Genomic DNA, 22,895 nt, shown 5'->3' on the forward strand with positions numbered 1-22,895 from the left:
AAAAAACGGCAGTGAAAGCCTTGAGTTTTTCAGCTCGCGAAAATGAAAACCAGGCTAACACTACCGTTAATGATGCATACCCACCTTTATTCCCTTTCGGTTCGTTTTTTATCTCTAGCGATAATGCTTTACTTCTCAATTAGTTCCGTTTTGCATCGAGGCTATATTTACTCGGTCCAAAAGCCACAATCTGTAGTAATCCCCCGACAATAATGATGTTCTTAAGAAAGTTAATCATCGCGTTTTGATCGGCAAAGTTATGATGAAAAAACAGGGCAGTAGCAACAGTAAAGGCGGACAAAACGAGCGCAACCACACGCGTGCGGTAACCAATAAGTAGAAGCATTCCTCCACCGATTTCGACCACTAAGGCGATCAAATAACCGAGAAGAGGAAAAGGTAAACCAACCGAGGCGATGTAGCCTTGGGTGGCCTCTGATGCCCCGATCTTGCTAAGGCCGCTGATCACAAAAACAATTGCAATGAGAGCACGACCAATTGCTGAAATGATTGAAGCGTTCTTTTCCATGGCGATTCCCTTTCTTGGTAGGTCGGCGTTGTTAGGCTTCTAAACTAGCAATACTGAGCTTTGCTTGGCTGATGATGGCAGATTTCGTCTCTTCATTTCCTTGGCCCAAGCCTTCGGCGCGGATGATCGTTACATCGGTCAGACCGATAAAACCAAGCACGGCCTTCAGATACGTTTCATGATGCTCAAGCATTGCGATAGTACTATCGCCACTGTAAGTTCCGCCGCGAGTTGAGACGATGAACAGCCTCTTCCCTTTCTGTATTAGTCCTTGTGGTCCGTTGGGCCCGTAGGCGAATGTGCGTCCGCCGATAACGACGCGATCAATCCAGGCTTTGAGTTGGGAAGGGACGGTAAAGTTATACATGGGGGCACCAATGACAATGATCTCGGCAGCAAAGAGATCGTTGATATAAGCATCGCCATGGGCAATTTCGTCACTCAACTGCGGATCGGGATTTCCACCACCGCGAACCACGGCCATATACGCTCCGGAAAGATGACCCACAGCATCTTCGACAAGATCGCGATAGACGATCTCGGAACCTGGGTGTAACTCACGCAGCCTTGCGACAATATCGGCAGAAAGTTGTCGGCTGACGGAATAGTCGCCGAGTATGCTGGAATCGATATGAAGAATTTTCATAAGGTGGCTTCCTGACTTGTTTCGTAGCATAACGAATAAGCACAACGATCAGGCACCGATCGTTTCCATGTCAGTATATTTGCGCCAAAGACACCCGAAAACCCGATATTTTCCGAAGGAATCCATCGGTTTCTGCGATAGGTAGGTGTTAGCCTGAGCGTTTATTGGCCCGTGGTTGCTTCCCCATGAAGACTTTTCAGGCGGTCAAGGAACCAACGCCCGGCAGGGCCGGGAGGCGCAGCTGTTCGGTAGATGGTGGACATCGGAACAAAGATTCCCTCAGGCGGGATATCTTCAAGCATCAGTTCAACTAACTCTCCTTCTGCAAGATCGCGCTGTACCACATGCAATGGCATACCGCCCCAGCCTAGCCCGCTAAGAAGAAAAGCATGCTTGGTAAATAAGTCCGTGAGCCGCCAGGTAGATGAGGATATAACGGCATATTCAATCCCCTCGGATAGGTTTGTTCGGTCGGTAAGGACAAGCTGCACGTGCTTTACCAGTTCCGATTTAGGGATGAATCCCCTGAATGCAGCCAACGGATGATGGCGTGAAGCGACCATAACCAGCGTGATGCCAGCAAGGTGCTCAGTGCTTAGTGAGGCAAGAGCACTTGGCAACGCTGCGACAGCCCCGATTGCCGCTGTCCCGTCGAGCACGCGATGATAGGTTGCTCCTAGCGCCTCAGCGAACACCCGAAGAGGCGTGCCGGGAAAGCGCTGTTTGAACTCGTTTGCAATAGCAGCGACAGTGGCAATAGGAAACAGCACATCGACGACAACGGAAAGCTCTGCTTCCAGCCCTTCTGATAACCCCTTTGCCCGTGCTTTCATGAAATCGACGGAGGTTACGATGCCGCGTGCATCGGCCAGCAAGGCTTGCCCTGCCGGAGTGAGTTTGGGATATCGTCCAGAGCGATCGAATAATTGAACGCCCATTTGGGCTTCGAGGTTACTCACCAAATCACTGATGACCGACTGCGCGCGATAGAGTTTGCGTGCTGCTGCGGAAAAACTTCCTTCATCAACAGCAACGATGAATGTTCTTAATTGATCAAGCGATACTCCATTTATCATACAAAGTAACCCTCGTCTTTTTATCAATGAGGCATTGATTGTGAATGTCCGTGCTGAAGATTATGAAATAAAAAAACCCGGCACAGGCCGGGTTTATTTATTTCAACGGTAAATTACTTCGCTTTACCTTGGTTCGCTACTGCGGCAGCTTTTGCGGCGATTTCGTCCGCGTTGCCCAGGTAGTAACGCTTGATTGGTTTGAAGTTCTCGTCGAACTCATATACCAACGGCACGCCAGTTGGGATATTCAGTTCCAGAATTTCATCTTCGCCCATATTGTCCAGGTATTTCACCAGTGCGCGCAGTGAGTTACCGTGAGCCGCAACGATGACACGCTCACCGCTCTTAATGCGTGGCAGGATGGTTTCGGTCCAATAAGGCACAACGCGTTCGATGGTCAGCGCCAGGCTTTCAGTCAGCGGCAGCTCTTTGTCGCTCAGCGCTGCATAACGTGGATCATGGCCTGGGAAACGTTCGTCATCACGCGTCAACTCTGGAGGCGTAATGGCGAAACCACGACGCCATTGTTTAACCTGCTCGTCACCGTATTTTTCAGCGGTTTCGGCTTTGTTCAGACCTTGTAACGCCCCGTAGTGGCGCTCATTCAGTTTCCAGGATTTCTCAACTGGCAACCAGGCTTGATCCAGCTCGTCCAGTACGTTCCACAGTGTGTGAATGGCACGTTTCAGCACGGAGGTATACGCGAAATCAAAGGCAAAACCTTCGTCTTTCAGCAGTTGACCTGCGGCTTTGGCTTCTGAACGGCCCTTGTCGGACAGATCAACATCGTACCAGCCTGTGAAGCGGTTTTCGTTGTTCCACTGGCTCTCACCGTGTCTTACCAGTACTAGCTTAGTTACAGCCATAGCTAAACTCCTTCCTATCCTAAGATTTCTGTGATAACTGATTTCATTATAGGGGGGGAGAGCGGTTATCGGCAATCGATAGTCGATGGCAAGCGTGATTTATCCGCAGGTTATTTGCGTAAAATCACGCTCAGGCTTTACCGTTTCAGCAAACCGGAATCTCCCTTGTGTAATAGCAGATAAACTGCCGGAATCACCAGCATTGACAGCAGAGGAGCGCTGACCATGCCACCAATCATCGGCGCGGCGATACGCTGCATGATTTCGGAACCGCTACCGCCGCCCCACATGATGGGCAGCAGCCCTGCCATAATCGTTGCCACGGTCATCATTTTCGGGCGTACGCGCAGAACGGCCCCTTCGTGGATGGCATCCATCAGCTGTTGGCGTGACAGCGCCTGACCCGACACCCGATGTTTTTCTACTGCATGGTTGAGATACAGCAGCATGATGACGCCAAATTCCGCCGATACCCCCGCCAGTGCAATAAAGCCCACGGCACCCGCGACAGAAAGATTATAGCCGAGGAGATAGATCAGCCAGACGCCGCCAATGAGCGCGAAGGGTAAGGTTGCCATAATCAGCAGTGCATCTTTGATGCGGTTGAAGGTGATATACAGCAGCACAAAAATGATCAGCAGCGTGAAGGGCACGACGATTTTCATTTTCTCCGTGGCGCGTTCCAGATACTCAAACTGACCGGACCAGCTTAACGACACGCCTTCAGGCAGCATGACCTGCTGGGCGACAGCCCGTTGCATGTCTTCAACGGCAGATTTCAGATCGCGGCCGCGTAGATCGACATAAATCCAATCCGACAGTCGACTGTTTTCACTTTTCAGCATGGGAGGTCCTTCGCTGACGTGAACATTGGCCAGTTCAGCCAGCGTGACCCTGCTGCCATTGGCCGTCACAATGGGAAGGTCGCGCAATTTTTGTAGCGAATCGCGTAATTCACGCGGGTAGCGGATGTTGATGGGATAACGCTGACGACCTTCAATGGTTTCGCCGATGTTTTGCCCGCCGATAAGCGTCGCGACCACCGACTGAAGTTCCTCGACGGACACGCCGTAACGTGCGGCACGCTGGCGATCGATATCAATATCGATATAGCGTCCACCCGCTAACCGTTCCGCCAGCGCAGACGTCACGCCCGGAACCTGTTTTACCACCTGCTCGATTTGCGCGGCGGTACGTTCGATATCCTCCAAATTGTTTCCGTTAACTTTAATACCTACCGGACTTTTGATGCCAGTAGCCAGCATGTCTAGCCGGTTGCGAATCGGCGGAACCCACACGTTGGCGATACCCGGCAGATTGACGGTACGATCCAATTCGGCAACCAGTTTGTCCATGGTCATGCCCTCACGCCACTGGTCGCGCGGTTTCAGTCTAATCGTGCTTTCCAGCATGGTCAGCGGCGCAGGGTCAGTCGCCGTATCGGCACGGCCTGCTTTGCCGAAGACCGACTCGACTTCGGGCACGGTTTTAATCAGCCTGTCCGTTTGTTGTAGTAGACGACCGGCTTCACGCGCGGAAATGCCGGGCAGGGTGGAAGGCATATACAGCAGATCGCCCTCATCCAGCGGCGGCATAAATTCGCTTCCCAAACGGCTGAGAGGAAATAGCGTCAGTAGTAATAGCAGAGCGGAAACCAGCAGCGTGGTCTTCGGGTAGTTCAGTACCTTTTGCAGTATCGGGTGATAGAGCGCGATCAACCAGCGGTTTATCGGATTCGCCTGCTCGTCCGGTATCTTTCCGCGTACGAAATACCCCATTAATACCGGCACCAGCGTAATCCCCAATCCGGCGGCGACGGCCATGGCATAGGTTTTGGTAAAGGCCAGCGGTGAAAACATGCGACCTTCCTGTGCCTCGAGTGAAAACACCGGTACAAACGACAGCGTAATGATCAGCAGGCTGCAAAACAGCGCGGGGCCAACTTCCACGGCTGCCCTTTCTGCTAACTGCCACCACTCATTATTCTGCGGCTGTTTTCCGGGGTTTTCATGCCGCCACTGTTCAATGACTTTATGCATGTTTTCTATCATCACAATCGCGGCATCTACCATCGCGCCGATGGCAATTGCGATACCACCCAGCGACATGATGTTGGCGTTCACACCCTGATAGCGCATGATGATAAACGCTCCCAGAATCCCGAGCGGTAGGCTGATGATCGCCACTAACGCTGAGCGAAAGTGAAACAGGAACAGGGCGCAAATGGCCGCAACGACGGCAAACTCTTCCAGCAGTTTGAAGCTGAGGGTGTCGATGGCGTGTTCAATCAACTGCGAGCGATCGTAGGTTGGGACGATCTCCACGCCTGCGGGCAGGCTTTTTTGTATCTCCTGTAACCGCGCTTTGACGGCATGCAGCGTATTCAGTGCGTTTTTTCCATAGCGCATAACGATGATGCCGCCCGCCACTTCGCCTTCACCATTCAATTCGGCGATACCGCGCCGCATCTCCGGGCCTTCACGGAGCGTTGCCACATCTTGCAATAGCACGGGAATGCCGTTGCGGATGGTAATCACCACATGGTTAAAGTCGTGCGCGGTTTTCAGGTAACCGGTGGTGCGAACCATGTACTCGGCTTCACCTAACTCCAGCACGGAGCCACCATTTTCCTGATTGGCTGCCTGAACGGCAGTCACGATCTGCTGGTGGGTAATGCTCTGCGTCCGCATACGTTCCGGGTCAACGACGATCTGATATTGTTTGACCATACCGCCCACGCTGGCGACTTCCGCTACATCGGGAACGGTTTTCAGCTCATACTTCAACAGCCAGTCCTGAAAGCCGCGTAGATCGGCCAGACTGTATTTGCCGCTGCGATCGACCAGTGCGTATTCGTAGATCCAGCCGACGCCGGTGGCATCCGGGCCAAGCGAGGTTTTCGCATCGGTAGGTAGGCTGGATTGTACCTGACTAAGGTATTCCAGCACGCGAGATCGTGCCCAGTAGGGATCGGTGCCATCTTCAAACAGTACATAGACGTAGGCATCGCCGAACATGGAGAAGCCCCGTACCGTTTTGGCTCCCGGAACGGAGAGCATGGTGGTCGTCAGTGGATAGGTCACCTGATTTTCCACCACCTGTGGCGCTTTGCCCGGATAGCTAACGCGAATGATAACCTGAACGTCAGACAGGTCGGGCAGGGCATCCAGCGGTGTTTTTTGCAGAGAAAGCAAACCCCATGCCGCCATGAACAGCGCTGCCAGTAAAACCAGCAGGCGGTTTTTGAGTGACCACCGGATCACGAAGGCAATCATGAGTGACCTCCGTGCCCGGTATGTGGATCGTTAGCGGGTAAAAAATGCAGAACGTGAATCCCGCTGTCGTCCATATTGAACTGGAAACTGACGGTGCTACCGATCCCCACACCCTGTGGCAGCCCTGACAAGGGTAGCGTGAAATCCATTGTCATCGGCGACCAGTTGAGTGCTGGAACGGCTTCATGCTCAATGGTGACCTGATTGCCATTTATCGCTTTGATCACTCCCTGAGTTTGATAGCCAACGGGAGCGTCGGGCGTTGCCGATGTTGTTGGTGGTGTAGATGCATCGGCAGCAAATTGGGGCAGGGCGCTGCGTAGGCTGGCTTCGGAGTCAATCAGGAACTGACCGGAGGTCACTACACTGTCGCCTTCTTTCAGTCCATCCATGATTTCCACCCAATCGCCTAACGATGCGCCCGTGGTCACGTTACGCGGGGTGAAATGACCGCTGCCGTCGCTCAGTAAAACCCGATTTTGGCTACCGCTAACTAACAAGGCTTCCTGTGGGATCGCCAGACGTGGCAAGGCCTGTGTGTGAGAAAGTTGTACTGTCAGGTACATGCCGGGTTTAAGCTGCTGTTGCGGGTTGTCGAGTACGACGCGTGCTTTTAACGTGCGCGTCGTGCTATCCAGCACAGGGAGTAGTTCGCTGATTTTTCCATGGAAGGTTTTACCCGGCCAGGCACTACTGGCGGCGCTGATATCGCTGCCGATCGTGAGCTGCGCGGCCTGCGCCTCGGGATAATCGACATCTACCCAAATTGGGTTCAAGCTGGCAAGCTCGAATAGCGGCTGAGCCGGAGTTAACTGCATACCTTGCCGCACTTCCAACTTATTAACATAGCCATCTTCCAGCGCGGTAATCGTCATCCTATCCTGCGGTTTTCCGCTACGCTCGACCTGTCGAATAATGGCTTCCGGCATGAATAGCAGTGCTAGTCGCTGGCGTGCCGCTTGGGTTAGTACGTCGTCGCCTAACTGCCGTACCGCCAGATATTCGCGCTGTGCCGCCGCCCAGGCCGGGTTCCACAATGTGGCTAGCGTTTCGCCTTTCTTCACCTGCTGTTGCAGCGCGTTGACCGAAAGTTTCTCGACAATGCCACCGCTGGGTGCGACCAGCATGTGCAATCCGCGTTCGTTGAGCGTAACGGTGCCATAACTTGTGCTGTGGTCGGCAAGTTCGCGCATTTCTGCGCGGGCTGTGCGAACGCCAAGATTTTGCTGCTGGCGGGCGCTGACGGCGACTCCGCCGTCTTCCTGTACGTCATCGGCGTAGCGGGGAACCAGTTCCATATCCATAAAGGGCGATTTTCCCGGCTTATCGAAACGCTTATCCGGCACCATTGGGTCGTACCAATAGAGAACCGACCGTTCTGGCGCGGCGGTAGAAGGTGAGTGCGGCGTTTGCTGGTTACCTACCAGATAACCCGCGCCACCCGCGCTGAGAATAGCCAGCACTATCAGGCTAAACATCAGTGATTTTCTTATGACTATTTTGCTCATCGCGTAGGGTTTCCTTGTGGCGTCAGGTAGCGGATGGCGGCCCAATATTGCGCCATCTCTCGTGCGGTATCCTGAACGGCAATCCGGCTTTCGAGCAGCGCTCGGCGGGCATCCAGTACGGCGGAGAGATTGCTGCTGCCGGATTGATATTGAGCCTGAATCACTTTGATGCGCTGCTGTTGGAGAGGGAGCGTGTCGTTGTTTTGACGCAGCCAGCGTGACTGTGCGGCTTGATATTGAGCAATTAGCGTATCAAGTTGCGCCTGATGTTCTCGTTCGGTGAGTAGTACTCTGTCACGTGCTTCCATGCTGCGTGATACGTCAGCGGCGTAGTCTTTATCCTGACGTTTGGATTTGAACAGCGGCAAATCGACCGTCACCATCATGCCTGCCATATCGTCGTAATCGTCCCCACGCTTCGCGTAATAGACCTCAACATCAACATTGGGGATGGCAGCGACGGCTGACTGTGCAGAGCGAGCCTGAGCTAGCTCTGCTTCGCGCTGTGCCTGCTGCATTTCCGGGTGTTGATGAATGGCGCTGCTGAGTAGCGCTGGTGAGGCTGGCAGCCGTTCAAAACGAGGAAGCTCGCCGTGTACGTTGATATTCGCGATACCGGTAAGCTGTACCAGCCGGGCGTGTGCGATACGGGTATCTCGCTCGGCGTCGGCCAGCCTGTCCTGCATGGCTGCCAGCGTCAGACGGGCATCCAGAACGCTACTGGCTTCGCTGCCTGCCGCCACACTCGCTTTTTGCGAGGCGATCTGGCGCTGGCTTTCGTTGACCAGCATCGTGACCTCGCTCAACGCTTTGCGTGAAAGCGCCAGATCCAGCCATGCCTGCGCGGTTTCTCGTTGCAGGCGAGCACGGATGCTTTCGCTATTACTTTGCAGCGCATCGGCTTCTACCCGAATGGCCTGCGCCTTGCTATCACGCTTACGGCTGCTGACATAGGTTTGCATGACGCCGATACGCTGCATCGTCATGCCTTCCCGCGTGAGTCGGCTACCGTTGTTGCCGCCCAATGGCAGGTTCTCAACGCCAAATTTCAGTTTGGGATCGGGAAGTTGTGTAGCGGAGTCGGCCATGTTTTGTAGCGCGTTAATCTGGTGTTGATTAGCTGACAGATCGGCGGAGTAACGCTCCGCTGCCTGTAAAGCCTGATCAAGACTCAGATCTGCCGCAAAGATTGCGGCAGGCAGCCACAGCAACATCGCCAGACACGCGCGCGCAGCGTCGTGTTTGGATATGTTCATGATGTGCTCCGGTTAAGGCTGCTGTGGCGTAATCGCGGTCAGAGTGTAGCCGCTGTCGTTCTGGATAAAGCTGAACGTGACTGGCGTATTGACCGCGAGCGGCGCTATCTCGCTACTAGATGGCAGCATGAATGCCATTGTCATCGCGGGCCATTTCAGGTCGGCAACCGGGGCGTGAGAGAGCGTGACGCTATCGGTGTTCCACTGTTTAACAATCCCGGTTGTCTGATAAACGGCAGCGATCGCAGGCGAGTTGGCATGCATCATCGCGTGATGCTGGTGGTCGTTTGCCCACACTGGGAAGGCGAAGGAAGAAACAGAAAGAATCAGGCTGCTGATAACGGCAGTGTAAGTGATACGCATAAAATAATCCCAATAAAAGTCATTGATAAACAAGGTGTTGCGCTCGATGGCGCAGGCGTTATCAATATCTTGGGTTATTCTCTGAATCGACAGAAGCGGATCTCAGCCGGAGGGCCAGCCGCAGGAGGAGAGAGCCAGGCATCACATGCCTGATTAAGCGTGATTGGGTTATCCGCTAAAACCAGTTCGTTACTGACTGGCAGCGCTAACAATGCCAGCGATCCATTATCCTGCTTCACACTATCCGGCACGCAGTGCTTTTCACACAGCGGTGTTTGCTGGTCTGCAGCGTAAGAGGCTTTCGCTGCATGGTGAGCGTGAGAGGATTGCGGCTGAACGTCAGTCTGTTGCAGATGTGCTTGATGCTGGATCGCAGGAGGTGTCTGGCTGAGCGTTATATCGCATTGATGACCTGCGATAGCCAGTTGTGCATTCAGGAAAAGCCAGCACAGTGCCAATAGCCATCCCCACCTGCCTTTGTGGCGCAGATGATGAATGAGTAATGGAGACCGTGATGATGCGGACATGGCATTTCCTTTTTGGATGTCGTGGCAGTGTAAGCGTCTGGGCAGGAAGGGGGCAAGCGGGGAATGGCATAGTTTTGTAAAGCCGGTTTGTAAATTGGCAGATAGTCATCTGCCAATGTTATCAATGAGTTAATTATATTTAATCGTACGGTTACTGGATGAGGAACTGGTACGTGGTATCCGAGCGATAGACTTTCCCCGGTTTCAGCCAGCAGTCGGGCTGCGGCCAGTCGGGGTGATTCGGGCTGTCTGGCAGGAATTCACTTTCCAGTGCGACACCGGCATAGTTTTCATACTGGCCGCCGTCTCGTGAGGGTGTTCCGGTCAGAAAGTTGCCGCTATAGAGCTGTAAGGCGGGAGCGCTGGTGAAAACGCTCATCAGCACGCGGCCATCGGATGACCATAAATTGGCTGCTGGGCTTTCGCTGGAGCCACAGGTGCGATGCAATAAATAGGCATGATCGTAGCCGCCAACAGCCATTTGATCGCTATCGCGCAGGAAATCTTCCTCTAGCGTTTTGGGCTGGCGAAAATCCATGCCAGTCGCGTTTACCGACGTCAGGTCGGCGTTGGGAATGCCTGCACTATTGACGGGTAAATAATAGTCGGCAAATAGCTGCAACTGGTGCTTACGTACATCAGCCAGATCGCCATCCAGGTTGAAATAGGCGTGGTTGGTCAGGCAGACAGGACAAGCTTTCTCCACGGTAGCCTGATACGAGATTTCTAACGAGTTATGTTCGGTCAGCGTGTAGGTGACCTGAACATTGAGGTGCCCTGGATACCCCTGATCGCCATCCGGTGAGTGCAACTGGTAAGTCACCTGCGCTGCATCCTGACTCGTAATTCGCCAGCGGCGGGCATGAAAGCCTTCCGGGCCACCGTGCAGTTGATGCTCGTTCTGATTTGGAACCAAATTGAAGGTTTCGGCCTCTCGGCTGAATGTTGCTTTGGCTATGCGGTTGGCATAGCGGCCAATCGATGCACCGAGATAAGCGTTTTGTCGCGGATACTGCTCGGGCGATGCACAGCCCAATAAGACTTCTCGCACCTCACCCTCTGGTAGCGGCAGCTCACAGGAAAGCCAGGTTGCACCCCAGTCCATCAGGCGCACGCGCATGCCTGCTTGATTCTGCAAGGTCGTTAATTGAAACGGCTGACCATCGGGTGCCAGCGTGCTAAGACTTTCATTCAACATGACTTGCTCCTGTAGAGGCCTGAGAAGATAGAGAAGGTTGGCCGATGGTTGTAATGTTGGGAAATTAAGCAGAAAGGAGTTTGCTGACAAAGTACGTCGAGCGGTGTTAATGGGTAGATCGTAAAGACGCTGCAAGTACGTCCCTGTAAGCTCGAGCCGCGCAGATATGAATCTCATCCCTGAGATTCACCCTTTTGGGGTCGCCGCAAGCGACGCTCAAAAACGTTCCTGACGTTTTTGTCCCTGGCGCGGACGCTTTACTCTTCTATCCCATTATCACCGTTCTTGTTCCGTAAATGGGTTGTCAACGGTATGAATCAGTTCTGCTTATCTTCCCTTATCTGTCACTCAGCGTGAAAAAACGCCGTCATTCTTCGTCGTACCCGTTGGGGTGCTTGGATTGCCAGCGCCAGGTATCCTGCGCCATTTCTTGCAATGAGCGTGTGACCCGCCAGTTAAGATCTTTCGCTGCACGTTCGGCATCCGCCCAATAAGCGGGCAGATCGCCCTGACGACGGGGAGCAAAATGGTGAGCGAGCGGTTTACCACAGGCTTGGCTAAAAGCCTCGACGACCTGCAATACACTGTAGCCTACGCCAGCACCGAGGTTGTAAATGTGCACACCAGCACGATTTTGCAGGGTATTCATGGCGGCGATATGACCGTCGGCCAGATCGACAACGTGGATGTAATCCCGTACACCAGTGCCGTCAGCGGTAGGGTAGTCATTACCGAAAATCGCCAGCGAGTCGCGACGTCCGACAGCAACCTGAGCGATGTAAGGCATCAGGTTATTGGGCACACCCTGCGGATCTTCACCCATCTCACCCGATGGATGTGCGCCAACCGGGTTGAAATAGCGTAACAGTGTAATACTCCATTCCGGCTCGGCATGCTGCAAGTCTTGCAGAATTTGCTCGACCATCAACTTGCTGCGGCCATAAGGGCTAGCAGGGTGTCCCGTTGGGAAACTTTCTTGATAAGGTGTGCGTGGCTGATCGCCATAGACGGTGGCGGAAGAGCTAAAAATCAGGTTTTTTACGCCGGCTTTCTTCATCGCCTCAACCAGTACGAGCGTACCGTTGACGTTATTGTCATAGTAACTCAGCGGCTCACGTACGGATTCACCCACGGCCTTTAAGCCAGCAAAATGGATGACGGAATCAATGGAATGTTTAGCGAAAATGTCGTCCAACAGTGCGCTGTTGCGGATATCTCCCTGATAAAAAATGGGCGTTTTGTCGGTTAAACGTGTGATGGTTTTAACGACGCTAGCTTTGCTGTTGCACAAGTTATCGAGAATGATGGGAGTGTGTCCGGTCGCCAGCAATTGTACACAAGTATGGCTTCCTATGTAACCGCTACCACCAGTGATGAGAACGTTCATAATGACCTCTATTATCGCAATGCTGCAAAATAACATGGCTAGATACTGAAAAAGGTGATCTACAGCGAGAATCTGCCTCTGTTATCGATGATTTTTTTACGAATAAACATAGTGAAGCGTAGGCTATAGTGTAAATGAGCCTGATCTTCTACTCTATATTTTATTTTGTGGTAGCGTTATCATCCCTGTTTTTAGGCATTATTTACATAACTCATCAATCTGATAGCGATAGATGTCGTTGTGAGGAACGAAAGTAAGCCGGTGTGTGATGCACTCGGGCGCGTCTTCCGCGTGGTGAGAGACAAAGAGTAGCTGTGTTTCCCCTTCTCCAATCAAGATATCCAGCCAGCGGCGCACCAATTGCCGATTGAGTGGATCGAGCCCCTGTAAGGGTTCGTCCAGAATGAGCAACGTGGGATGTTTGACTAACGCGCGAGCAATCAGCGTCAGGCGCTGTTGGCCCCAGGAGAGCGACTGAAATGGCGTATCGGCGATAGCACCATTGAGTCCAAGCAGGGTAAGCCATTGTTCGGTCAGGTGGCGCTGACGATCGGAAACGGCCTGATAAATACCGATAGAGTCAAAGAAGCCAGACAGGATGACGTTACGTACGCTGGTGCTGACGCGGTAATCCAGATGGAAACTGCTGCTGACGTAGCCGATGTAGCGTTTGATATCCCAGATGGTTTCACCGCTGCCGCGTTTACGACCAAACAGGGTGAGGTCATTACTGTAGCCTTGTGGGTGATCGCCGGTAATCAGGCTGAGCAGCGTTGATTTTCCTGCGCCATTTGGCCCAACAATCTGCCAATGCTGGCCAGACAAGACTTCCCACGTGAGTTCGTGGAGAATCGGACGATCGTTGTACTGCACCACGCCGTTGCGCAGTAGAACACGCGCTTTGTCAGGAGGAAGCGTTATATAACGCTGTGGATCTTCGGGTTCTGGCAGCGAACTTCCAGATAGCTTTTCGCTAAAAGCGAGCTGAGCCACCAGCGCCTCAGAGAGGATCGCTTCACGCTGGCCGATGCGGGTCAGCGTACAGTCTGCTAACACACCAACATGGTTGATAAAGTCAGGGATGTCGTCAAAGCGGTTGAGAATAAGCACTAGCGTATAGCCGCTGTCAGCCTGTTTCCGCAGTTCATCGGCAAGCTGCTGGCGGGAGGCAATATCCAGCCCGTCAAAAGGCTCATCAAGGATTAGCAGGTCAGGCTGAGGCATCAGCGCCTGACACAGCATCGCCTTGCGTGTTTCCCCTGTAGAGAGGTACTTGAAGCGGCGCTCCAGCAAATGCGCAATGCCAAACTGGTGTGCCAACTGTTGGCAACGTGCGGGATCGTTGAGGCTATCTTGAATTACCTCTGCCGTAGTGCGGCCAGTGTCATCCTCGCCTTCACTCAGCATGTCGGTGTTATTGCGCTGCCACTCGTCGGAAACCAGTTTTTGTAATTGTTCAAACGACAGGCGTACGGGACGTTGGAATCCCGTGGTGCGTTCACCACTCAAGAGCGGCAGTTCACCGGATAAGGCCCGCGCCAGTGCCGATTTACCGCTTCCATTGGCTCCGACAAAGGCCCAGCACTGGTTTTGTTCAATCGTCAGTTCGTCCAGACGCAGCATGCGGGTATCGCTGAGACGAAATAACCCTTGCGTGATTTTCAACAATGACATCTTCTATCCTTCGTCAGTGGTTTGCTTAGAGGTCTCGCATCCCAGTGAGATTAACAAAGCGTGGCGATGATGACTCGGTCAGCATTAAAACAGGCTTTCACATCCGTTCCCTGCTGTAGTTTTTGTTGCTCAAGCAAGGTATTTGGCACCATGGCACACAGGGTTTCTCCCCCGTTAAGCGTAATCAGAAGTTCGCTGTTCTCCACACCCTGCTGAATGGTTTGAATCCGTCCTGCCAGGACGTTATCTGTGGCAGGTGCGGTAGAGGTGGTCGCGTATACGTCGATCCACGGTGCTTTAATTAATGCCAGTACCTCTTTCCCTTTCTGTAATTGCAGACGTTCGGCGCTTTGCTGCGTAATCAGTGCGCTGATCGTTGTTTTACCATCGGCGAGCAAAATATCCAGATGTTGTTGTACCTGTTCTTCACTGCGTGCGAGCACGGTTCCAAAAAACTGGTTACGTGCGCTGGTTTGCAGCGAGAAACGCGCGATGGCTGCCAGCAGGCTATCCAACGGCAATCCGTCTTCCTGCAAGACATCAAAGGCTTTTTGCTGAATCTGTGCGAGCAAATCGTACAGTTGGAGAAGGCGTTCACCGTAGCGAGTGAGTTGCGCACCGCCGCCACCTTTACCGCCGGTCATACGTTCGACGATAGTTTGCTCGGCCAGTTGGTTCATTTCATTGATGGCATCCCATGCGCTTTTGTAACTAATTCCCGCCAGTTTGGCTCCCTGACTGATTGAACCGGTATGACGAATTTGCTTGAGCAATTCAATACGCCGTGGGTCGGCGAATAAACGCTGTTGGAGTTTCAGGGTGAGAAGAATTTCAGCCTGCATAGTGGGATCACCATTAGAAAGTTTAATTCACTGTATTGTCGCTATTTTCTGCATCAGGGGCAAATCGCACAAATAGACGCACTATTTTCTCTTACTGCGGTAGACTACGTGGCAATTACGACGATCTCGGCTTACAGTGAAATAGCACATTTTACCCTAGATAATTCGGGTTGCGTGAAGGCGGCAATCGCGCGAATCTCCAGGAGCTTACACAAGTAAGTGACTGGGGTGAGTAAGGGCAGCCAACGCACAAGCAGCTTGAAGTATGACGGGTATAGACGAGCTAAAGTAGCGGTAACCGTTACAATAAGTGAGGTAAGCATGTTGGAGTTGTTGAAGAGCCTGCTGTTTGCAGTTGCTATGGTTCCTGTGATGATGGTGGTTATCATGGGGGCAATTTATTGCCTGGGCGAAGTGTTTAACGTGTTGTCCCGCATCGGTCATTCTGACGGTCAACGCGCAAAGAATCAGCACTGATTCACGATCCTTTCCTATTTTGATGTCCGGCTTTTGGCCGGACATTGCTTTTCTACCTCTCTGTATCTACCTCTTTAAAGCGCATGACAGTGCTTCATGATTCGTTATATCATTATTTACACAACGATAATTGTCAGGAGACAAGAATGAAGCAGCAATGGTTAAAATGGGTTGCCGCATTGACCCTCAGTGCAGGAATGGTGTTGCCCGCGGCGGCAGAAGATAAAGTCACGGTCTTTGCCGCAGCATCACTAACCAATGCGTTGCAGGAGATCGCTGCGCAGTATCAGAAAGAGAAAAACGTCGCTGTCGTGGCGTCTTATGCCTCGTCTTCAACATTGGCGCGCCAGATTGAGCAAGGTGCACCTGCCGATCTGTTCATCTCCGCTGACCAACAGTGGATGGACTACGCGCAGGATAAAAACCTGATGGATACCGCCACACGTCACACACTGCTGGGCAATGAGTTGGTCGTGATTGCACCGAAGGCGAGTGCGCAGAAAGATATCAAGATTGACGATAAAACCGACTGGAAAAGCCTGCTGAAAGGCGGACGTCTGGCCGTTGGTGACCCGGATCATGTACCTGCCGGAATCTATGCTAAAGAAGCTTTACAGAATCTGAAAGCCTGGGATGAGCTCTCCCCGTTGATGGCGCGAGCTAACAACGTGCGTGCAGCCATGGCGCTGGTGGAACGTGAAGAAGCGCCGCTGGGCATTGTTTATGGTTCTGACGCGGTTGCCAGTGACAAAGTTAAGGTTGTCGGTACGTTCCCAGCGGCGAGCCACAAGCCTGTCGAATATCCGATGGCGGTAGTAAAAGAACATAAAAACCCTGCGGTTACTGGTTTTTATGACTACCTGAAAACGCCGGAAGCGGCAGCCGTGTTTAAACGTTATGGCTTTGCGCCGCGTTAACGATGCTGAGTGATTACGAATGGCAGGCTATTGAGCTGAGCCTCAAAGTATCCGTTGTGGCCGTGGCTTGCAGCTTGCCGTTTGGGATACTGATGGCGTGGGTTTTGGTGCGCTGTCGGTTTCCCGGCAAATCGCTGCTGGATAGTATTATCCATTTACCACTGGTGCTGCCGCCAGTGGTGATTGGTTATCTGCTGCTGGTGGCGATGGGAAAACGCGGCGTAATCGGTTCCTGGCTCTATGACTGGTTCGGCTTCAGCTTTAGTTTTAGCTGGCGCGGTGCGGCGTTAGCGTCTGCGGTGGTCGCGTTTCCGCTCATGGTCAGAGCCATTCGCCTCTCGCTTGATGCCGTCGATACGCATCTGGAACAGGCTGCCAGAACGCTGGGTGCCACGCCTTGGCGTGTGTTTTTCACCATCACTTTACCTCTCTCTTTTCCCGGAATCGTTGTTGGCACTGTATTGGCATTTGCTCGCTCTCTGGGGGAATTTGGCGCAACGATTACGTTTGTTTCTAATATCCCCGGCGAAACCCGAACCATACCACTGGCGATGTATACCTTGATTGAAACGCCGGGCGCAGAGGCGGATGCTGCAAGGCTATGTATCATTGCCATCGTCCTGTCGCTGGCAGCGTTGTTGGCATCAGAGTGGCTAACAAACTGGAGCCGTAAGCGGTTGGGGGGATAATGCTACAACTCGATTTTTATCAACAACTGGGTAGCCTCGAACTCCACGTTCAGTCTGAACTGCCCGCGAACGGTATTACCGCCATTTTCGGCGTGTCTGGGGCAGGAAAAACGTCACTGATCAACGCGGTTGTTGGCCTGACGCGGCCTGATAGCGGTCGGATTGTGCTTAATGACCATGTGCTGGTGGATACGCAGCAGCGTGTTTTTCTTCCGCCAGAAAAACGGCATATCGGCTATGTGTTTCAGGATGCCCGTCTGTTTCCACATTATCGTGTGCGCGGCAATTTGCGCTACGGTATGGCTGAAAAAATGGCATCGCAGTTTGATGACATCGTCAATTTGCTGGGTATCGAACATTTACTGAATCGCTATCCGCTGACGCTGTCTGGTGGCGAAAAGCAGCGTGTTGCGATAGGTCGGGCATTGCTGACCGCGCCGGAACTGCTGCTTATGGATGAACCTCTGGCGTCGTTGGATTTGCCGAGAAAGCGTGAACTTTTGCCGTATTTGGAACGGCTGGCGAAAGAGGTCAATATCCCGATTCTGTATGTCAGCCACAGTTTGGAAGAAATAGTTCGGTTAGCCGACCATGTTGTGGTGCTGGATAAAGGCAAAGTGAAAGCACAAGGTTTACTGGAAGAGGTGTGGGCAAGTAGCGCACTACGTCCTTGGTTACCAAAAGACGAGCAAAGCAGTATTCTCAGTGCGCGCGTGTTGGCTCAGCATGCGCATTACGCGATGACGGCATTGGCATTAGGCGATCAGCAGGTGTGGGTCGGCAAAGTCGAGCTCCCGCAGGATGCCGCATTGCGCATTCGTGTGAATGCCGCCGATGTCTCTTTGGTGCTACAGCCTCCGGAAAAAAGCAGTATTCGTAATGTACTCTGTGCCAGTGTGGTGGAGTGTATCGATGTCGACGAACAGGTTGAAGTGAAGCTTGCGATTGGCCAGCAGACGTTGTGGTCCCGTATCACGCCGTGGGCTCGAGACGATCTTGCGCTTCATCCTGGACAAACGCTCTATGCGCAGATTAAGAGCGTGTCGATTACGGCGTAAACCTATACCAGGCTGAGCGATAGGGAAGTGCTCTATATCGCTCGGTTTATCGTGTTAATTTCGCCAGTATTCTGTGACTAAGATAACAGAATGCATATTGAGAGTGATTTTCAATTCGTTTTTCCTACCGTATGGGCAAGGTAGTCAGATAAATTATCCCCGCGTTATTTTTTTTAATCATAAAAAGTAATCGATTACTTTTTGTTTTCACCTGTGCTACGGGATAAAAATAGGAGAAGGACATGCTCTGTATGACGTTACTACGCCGTGCGTTCGCTATACCGCTATTGTTGATGGTTTCATCAGGTCTGGCGCTTGCCGAGCGTCCAACAGAAAACCAGAAAATAGCCTTGCAGATGTATACGCTGCGCAGCCTGAATACGCTTGATGAGCAATTTTCCATGGCGCGAGACGCCGGATTTAAGGCGGTAGAACTCGTGGGGACGCACGGCATTAGTGCGTCAGAAATGAAAGGGTTATTAGGAAAATATCAGTTGAAAGCCATTGCTGCGCATGTCCAGCTTGGCGAACTGAAAAGCAATATGGCTGAGGTTGTCGCCTTTAACAAAGCGATAAGCAACCGCATGATTATCGTGCCGTGGCTCAATGTTGAAGACCGACCGAATAGCGCAGAGGGATGGCAGCGTTTTGGTGCGGAAATGAACGATCTTGGGCGTGAATTGAAGAAGCAGGGCATGCAGTTGGCTTATCACAACCATAACTTTGAGATGAAGAAGTATCGCGGTAAAACGGCGCTGGAAATCATGTTAGATGCCGCAGAGCCAGAGAACCTGATGCTGGAAATGGATGTTGCTTGGGTATCCCGAGGAGGGCAAGACCCCGCGCGCCTTCTGCGCCAGTACAAAGGCCGTATCTACTCGATTCATGCGAAAGACAATACTTCCATCGGTATTCGCGATGATGAAATGAACTTTGCCCCACCAGGTGAGGGCATTTTGGCATGGGAAGACATTCTCCCTGCGGCGGCTAAAGCGGGTGCCCATTGGTATGTCGCTGAGCATGATTTGCCGAAAGATCCACAGACCATTATTTCCACCGCCTATCAGTCTCTATATGAAAAGCTGAGTAAAGTGAGAAGTAAGTAAGAAACGGAAATGACAACCTGCGGTCAACGAGCCGCAGGTTGTCAGAAGTCGAAGCGCGAAAGGTGAATGCGACGTAAGTTAGCTGGATGCCCGCTCGACAAACGTCCATTCCAGTAAGCGCTTTTCTGTTGCGCTGGCAGGTTGGTCGATCTGTTGTAAGAGCAACTTCACGGCTTCTCTGCCGATATGTGCCGAGGGTTGTTGGATGGTGCTAAGCTGTGGTGAGGTGATGTAACCCAACTCCGAACCGTCAAAACCAATTACCGCAATGTCCTGCGGTGCACTCAGCCCTGCCTCACAGATTGCGGATAGGGCACCTGCTGCCAGCGTATCGGATACCACAAAGACGGCATCCGGTCGTTCAGACGTGTTAAGCAGCGCCGCCATTGCCGCTTTTCCACCTTTATAGCTCAGCGTACTGGCGTATTCTACCTTGCTATAATCAAACGCATTTTCCGCGAGCGCGTCGCGATAGCCTTTTTCTCGCTGCTGGGCGTAGAGGTAATTCATATCGTGGTTAATCATGGCGATACGGCGGCGGCCTTTGCCAATAAAGTGATTAATCACAAAACGGGATGCTTCTGCGTTATCAATCCCGACGGATGAAATGGCAGACGTATCGTCATGCTCGGCGCACTGCACCCAAGGCGCGTTGCCAATCATGTCCTGAAGCGCAGAAAGCGTCGAAATAGCGTCCATGGTGATCACGCCATCGACCATTTTACCGGACAGCAGTTGCAGGCTGGAGTGTGCGCGAACGATATCGGCACCTGAATTGCACAGAAGGATGCGGTAGCCATTTTCTTCCGCTTCCGCCTCAATGCCTTTCACCACATCGGCGCAGAAAGGGTTGGCAATATTGGAAACCATCACCAATAACATGTTGCTGCGTGCGGTACGTAGCTGACGGGCCAGTAAGTTCGGCTGATAATTGCTGCTTTTTATCGCATTGAGAACACGTTCCCGGTTTTGCGGCTTCACGGTATCAATGTTGTTCAATACCCGTGAAACGGTTGCGACTGAGACACCGGCTATCCGTGCTATTTTTTGAATCGACATAATTCAGAAGGCACTCACGCTACTTATGCTTGGCTGAGCAGATTACCATAAATATCTCTGGCTGCATCCCGCAGGCGTCGCCCCTGCGGGATGAGTATCCTCAGCGAATAAACGGCCTGATACCTTAATTGGCGACCTTCACCCACTTTTGCTGCTGATGGCTTTGTACGATGGCATCAATGATGAACATGATGTTCGCACCGTCGTAGAAGGTGGCGAAATTAAACGGATCGACCCCCGGTTGCTTGCCGTCGCGCAGATAGCTGTAAAAATTCGCCATCATATTCTTGAATGCGTCCGGCCAGCCTTCGATATGACCGCCGGGGAAGTGGACTGCGGCGGCGGCTTCCGGATTCAGCAATGCGGGATCGTCCGATAACAGCTGATTGGGTTTATCGCGATGACCAATCCATAACTGCTGCGGCGTTTCCTGATCCCAGGCCAACGATCGTTCGCTACCATTCACTTCGAACGTCAGACGGTTTTTTCGGCCTGCGCTGACCTGAGAAACGGTAAACGATCCGCGGCTGCCATCATCAAAACGCAGCAAAACGGTCGCGTAATCCTCGGTTTTAACCGGCTTGTCGTCGTATTCGAGCGGTGTATCGGAAGAGGAGAACGTGGCGGTGCCATTCCGATTGGATTTGCGGATCGGATGGACGATCGCGAAATCGGCGAGAACCTCGACAATTTTCCGGCCGGAAATAAACTGCACCGTGTCGCACCAGTGCGAGCCGATATCAGCTACCGCACGGGAAATGCCACCATATTCCGGTTCAACACGCCAATTATAGTCGGTGTCGTGTAGCATCCAGTCTTGCAGATAGCCGCCGTGCACCGCAAAGAGGCGTCCGATCTCCTGACGTTTAATCATGCTGGCAGCCTGCTGCACCATGCCAAACTGGCGATAGACGAAGCTGACGCCGTGGACAACGCCTTTTTCTTCCGCCAGCTCCACCAGCTCACGTGCTTCTTCGCTGGTCATACACAGCGGTTTTTCCGAAAAGACGTGTTTTCCCGCCTGAATAATCTGCTTATTGATTGCCGCATGAAGGTGGTTTGGCGTGCAGTTATGAATCGCATCAATGCCGGGATGATTTAACAAATCAGCGACGCTGCCGTAGGCGTGAGGAATGCTGAGCTGACGGGCTTTTTGCTGAGCGACATCCAGCGAGTTTTCTGCCAGCGCCACCACGTCAACAAAGCCGAGGCGACGAATCGCTTCTATATGTGCTGGGCCAATAAAACCGGAACCAATAATGCCAACGCGGATCATTCTGCGTTCTCCTCTTTTAATCCCAACATTTTTCTTACCAACGGACGATCGTCGCTGGTGGCGGCGAAATCGTCAAAAGCGCGCTGAGCGACGGGAATAATATGGCGATTGATGAACGCAGCGCCTTCTTTCGCTCCACAGTTACTGTCTTTCAGGCAGCATTCCCACTCAAGTACGGCCCAGCCGTCATAATCGTATTGGGCAAGTTTGCTGAAGATAGCGCCAAAATCGATCTGACCATCTCCCGGTGAACGGAAGCGCCCGGCGCGTTCTGCCCATGACTGATAGCCGCCATAGACACCGCTTTTGCTGGAAGCGGTAAATTCTGCATCTTTCACATGGAACGCTTTGATTCGCGCATGGTAGCGATCGATAAAACCGAGGTAGTCCATCTGCTGCAAATGCATGTGACTCGGATCGTAAAGAATATTGGCGCGTGGGTGATGATTAACGACCTCAAGGAAGCGTTCAAAGGTTACGCCGTCGTGTAAATCTTCTCCCGGGTGCAGCTCGTAGCACACATCCACACCGTGCTCGTCAAAACAGTCGAGGATTGGCGTCCACAGGCGGCCGAGTTCTTTAAAGGCTTCCTGAATCATGACCTCTTTACGCGGTGGCCAGGGGTAAAAATAGGGCCAGGCCAGCGCGCCAGAGAATGTGGCGTGGGCGTTGAGCCCCAAACGTGAAGAGGCCTGTGCTGCCTGCTTGATTGCCGCAATAGCCCACTCTTGACGAGCCTGCGGATTGCGGCGATAAGCCGGTGGTGCGAAATCGTCAAAGGCATCGTCATACGCGGGGTGGACGGCAACGAGCTGTCCTTCCAGATGGGTCGACAGTTCGCTGATGGTTAGCCCATGCTGCGCCAGTAGACCTTTCACATCATCACAATACGTTTGGCTGTCGGCGGCGGTGGCGAGATTGAATATATGCGGGTGATTACAGGGGATTTGCAGCGCTTTAAAGCCTAATTCGGCTGCCCATTGCGCCAGATTTTCCAGCGAGTTAAAGGGAGCCTGATCGCCAATATACTGGGCGAGAAAAATACCCGGTCCTTTTAACGTTTTCATTATTACCTCCTTTGGCAACGGTTTGTAGTCATGAATACCGTTGCACGATTGCGATAGCAGTAGTGGAGAATGTGTAAGGATGAGGTGCCAAAGGCGACC

The 22,895-nt window shown here is 52.5% G+C and carries 21 protein-coding genes; 5 read left to right on the forward strand and 16 right to left on the reverse strand.

Annotated features, from left to right (window positions below):
* Positions 1 to 139: 139 nt before the first annotated feature.
* The 13 genes from E2566_RS06900 to modE all read right to left on the reverse strand — a co-directional run bounded on the left by E2566_RS06900 (position 140) and on the right by modE (position 15,147).
* Entirely contained in the window at positions 140 to 529 is a 390-nt protein-coding gene (locus E2566_RS06900) for a DoxX family protein (protein ID WP_107169838.1), read from the reverse strand.
* Positions 530 to 560: 31 nt separating this feature from the next.
* Positions 561 to 1,175: an FMN-dependent NADH-azoreductase gene (locus tag E2566_RS06905; RefSeq protein WP_107169839.1), complete on the reverse strand. Its 615-nt coding sequence runs from the start codon at positions 1,173 to 1,175 to the stop codon at positions 561 to 563.
* A gap of 161 nt (positions 1,176 to 1,336) precedes the next feature.
* Positions 1,337 to 2,251 carry a LysR family transcriptional regulator gene (locus tag E2566_RS06910; RefSeq protein WP_107169840.1) on the reverse strand — a complete coding sequence of 305 codons (915 nt, stop codon included), beginning with the start codon at positions 2,249 to 2,251 and terminating at the stop codon, positions 1,337 to 1,339.
* Between the two features lie 113 nt (positions 2,252 to 2,364).
* Entirely contained in the window at positions 2,365 to 3,117 is a 753-nt protein-coding gene (gene gpmA, locus E2566_RS06915) for a 2,3-diphosphoglycerate-dependent phosphoglycerate mutase (RefSeq protein WP_005973959.1), read from the reverse strand.
* Positions 3,118 to 3,254: 137 nt separating this feature from the next.
* Positions 3,255 to 6,392, reverse strand: a complete 3,138-nt coding sequence (locus tag E2566_RS06920; protein WP_107169841.1) for an efflux RND transporter permease subunit — start codon at positions 6,390 to 6,392, stop codon at positions 3,255 to 3,257.
* The gene (locus E2566_RS06925) at positions 6,389 to 7,900 is read right to left on the reverse strand and encodes an efflux RND transporter periplasmic adaptor subunit (RefSeq protein WP_107169842.1); all 1,512 of its coding nucleotides are present in this window, start codon (positions 7,898 to 7,900) and stop codon (positions 6,389 to 6,391) included. Before E2566_RS06925 ends, E2566_RS06920 begins: the two co-directional genes overlap by 4 nt.
* Positions 7,897 to 9,156 (reverse strand): TolC family protein, encoded by a 1,260-nt coding sequence (locus E2566_RS06930; protein ID WP_107169843.1) that lies wholly within the window; start codon positions 9,154 to 9,156, stop codon positions 7,897 to 7,899. The genes E2566_RS06925 and E2566_RS06930 overlap by 4 nt, the downstream gene beginning before the upstream one ends.
* Before the next feature lie 12 nt (positions 9,157 to 9,168).
* Positions 9,169 to 9,519, reverse strand: a complete 351-nt coding sequence (locus E2566_RS06935; protein WP_107169844.1) for a copper-binding protein — start codon at positions 9,517 to 9,519, stop codon at positions 9,169 to 9,171.
* A 74-nt stretch (positions 9,520 to 9,593) separates the two neighbouring features.
* Positions 9,594 to 10,046: a hypothetical protein gene (locus tag E2566_RS06940; protein ID WP_107169845.1), complete on the reverse strand. Its 453-nt coding sequence runs from the start codon at positions 10,044 to 10,046 to the stop codon at positions 9,594 to 9,596.
* 151 nt (positions 10,047 to 10,197) lie between these two features.
* A complete protein-coding gene (gene galM, locus E2566_RS06945) occupies positions 10,198 to 11,244 on the reverse strand; it encodes a galactose-1-epimerase (protein WP_107169846.1) in 1,047 nt (348 codons plus the stop codon).
* Between the two features lie 367 nt (positions 11,245 to 11,611).
* Positions 11,612 to 12,631 carry a UDP-glucose 4-epimerase GalE gene (galE, locus tag E2566_RS06950; RefSeq protein WP_107169847.1) on the reverse strand — a complete coding sequence of 340 codons (1,020 nt, stop codon included), beginning with the start codon at positions 12,629 to 12,631 and terminating at the stop codon, positions 11,612 to 11,614.
* 198 nt (positions 12,632 to 12,829) lie between these two features.
* Positions 12,830 to 14,305, reverse strand: a complete 1,476-nt coding sequence (gene modF / locus E2566_RS06955) for a molybdate ABC transporter ATP-binding protein ModF (RefSeq protein WP_107169848.1) — start codon at positions 14,303 to 14,305, stop codon at positions 12,830 to 12,832.
* A gap of 50 nt (positions 14,306 to 14,355) precedes the next feature.
* Positions 14,356 to 15,147: a molybdenum-dependent transcriptional regulator gene (gene modE / locus E2566_RS06960; protein ID WP_107169849.1), complete on the reverse strand. Its 792-nt coding sequence runs from the start codon at positions 15,145 to 15,147 to the stop codon at positions 14,356 to 14,358.
* A gap of 321 nt (positions 15,148 to 15,468) precedes the next feature.
* Here modE and E2566_RS06965 point away from each other — a divergent pair, with 321 nt between their 5' ends.
* The 5 genes from E2566_RS06965 (at position 15,469) to E2566_RS06985 (ending at position 19,394) form a co-directional block, all read left to right on the forward strand.
* Positions 15,469 to 15,624 carry an AcrZ family multidrug efflux pump-associated protein gene (locus tag E2566_RS06965; RefSeq protein WP_010285329.1) on the forward strand — a complete coding sequence of 52 codons (156 nt, stop codon included), beginning with the start codon at positions 15,469 to 15,471 and terminating at the stop codon, positions 15,622 to 15,624.
* Between the two features lie 146 nt (positions 15,625 to 15,770).
* Complete coding sequence (gene modA, locus E2566_RS06970) at positions 15,771 to 16,541, forward strand: molybdate ABC transporter substrate-binding protein (protein ID WP_107169851.1); 771 nt, start codon at positions 15,771 to 15,773, stop codon at positions 16,539 to 16,541.
* A 2-nt stretch (positions 16,542 to 16,543) separates the two neighbouring features.
* Positions 16,544 to 17,230, forward strand: coding sequence for a molybdate ABC transporter permease subunit (modB, locus tag E2566_RS06975; RefSeq protein ID WP_107169852.1), 687 nt, complete (start codon positions 16,544 to 16,546; stop codon positions 17,228 to 17,230).
* A complete protein-coding gene (gene modC / locus E2566_RS06980) occupies positions 17,230 to 18,288 on the forward strand; it encodes a molybdenum ABC transporter ATP-binding protein ModC (RefSeq protein WP_107169853.1) in 1,059 nt (352 codons plus the stop codon). The genes modB and modC overlap by 1 nt, the downstream gene beginning before the upstream one ends.
* A 242-nt stretch (positions 18,289 to 18,530) precedes the next feature.
* A complete protein-coding gene (locus tag E2566_RS06985) occupies positions 18,531 to 19,394 on the forward strand; it encodes a sugar phosphate isomerase/epimerase family protein (RefSeq protein ID WP_205942485.1) in 864 nt (287 codons plus the stop codon).
* Positions 19,395 to 19,472: 78 nt separating this feature from the next.
* Here the strand turns inward: E2566_RS06985 and E2566_RS06990 are convergent, their stop codons facing one another.
* The 3 genes from E2566_RS06990 to E2566_RS07000 all read right to left on the reverse strand — a co-directional run bounded on the left by E2566_RS06990 (position 19,473) and on the right by E2566_RS07000 (position 22,796).
* Positions 19,473 to 20,453, reverse strand: a complete 981-nt coding sequence (locus E2566_RS06990; RefSeq protein ID WP_107169854.1) for a LacI family DNA-binding transcriptional regulator — start codon at positions 20,451 to 20,453, stop codon at positions 19,473 to 19,475.
* A 124-nt stretch (positions 20,454 to 20,577) separates the two neighbouring features.
* Positions 20,578 to 21,729, reverse strand: a complete 1,152-nt coding sequence (locus E2566_RS06995) for a Gfo/Idh/MocA family protein (protein ID WP_107169855.1) — start codon at positions 21,727 to 21,729, stop codon at positions 20,578 to 20,580.
* Complete coding sequence (locus E2566_RS07000; protein WP_107169856.1) at positions 21,726 to 22,796, reverse strand: sugar phosphate isomerase/epimerase family protein; 1,071 nt, start codon at positions 22,794 to 22,796, stop codon at positions 21,726 to 21,728. Before E2566_RS07000 ends, E2566_RS06995 begins: the two co-directional genes overlap by 4 nt.
* Positions 22,797 to 22,895: the final 99 nt, after the last annotated feature.

Source organism: Pectobacterium punjabense (assembly GCF_012427845.1).
GTDB classification, from domain to species: Bacteria; Pseudomonadota; Gammaproteobacteria; order Enterobacterales; family Enterobacteriaceae; genus Pectobacterium; species Pectobacterium punjabense.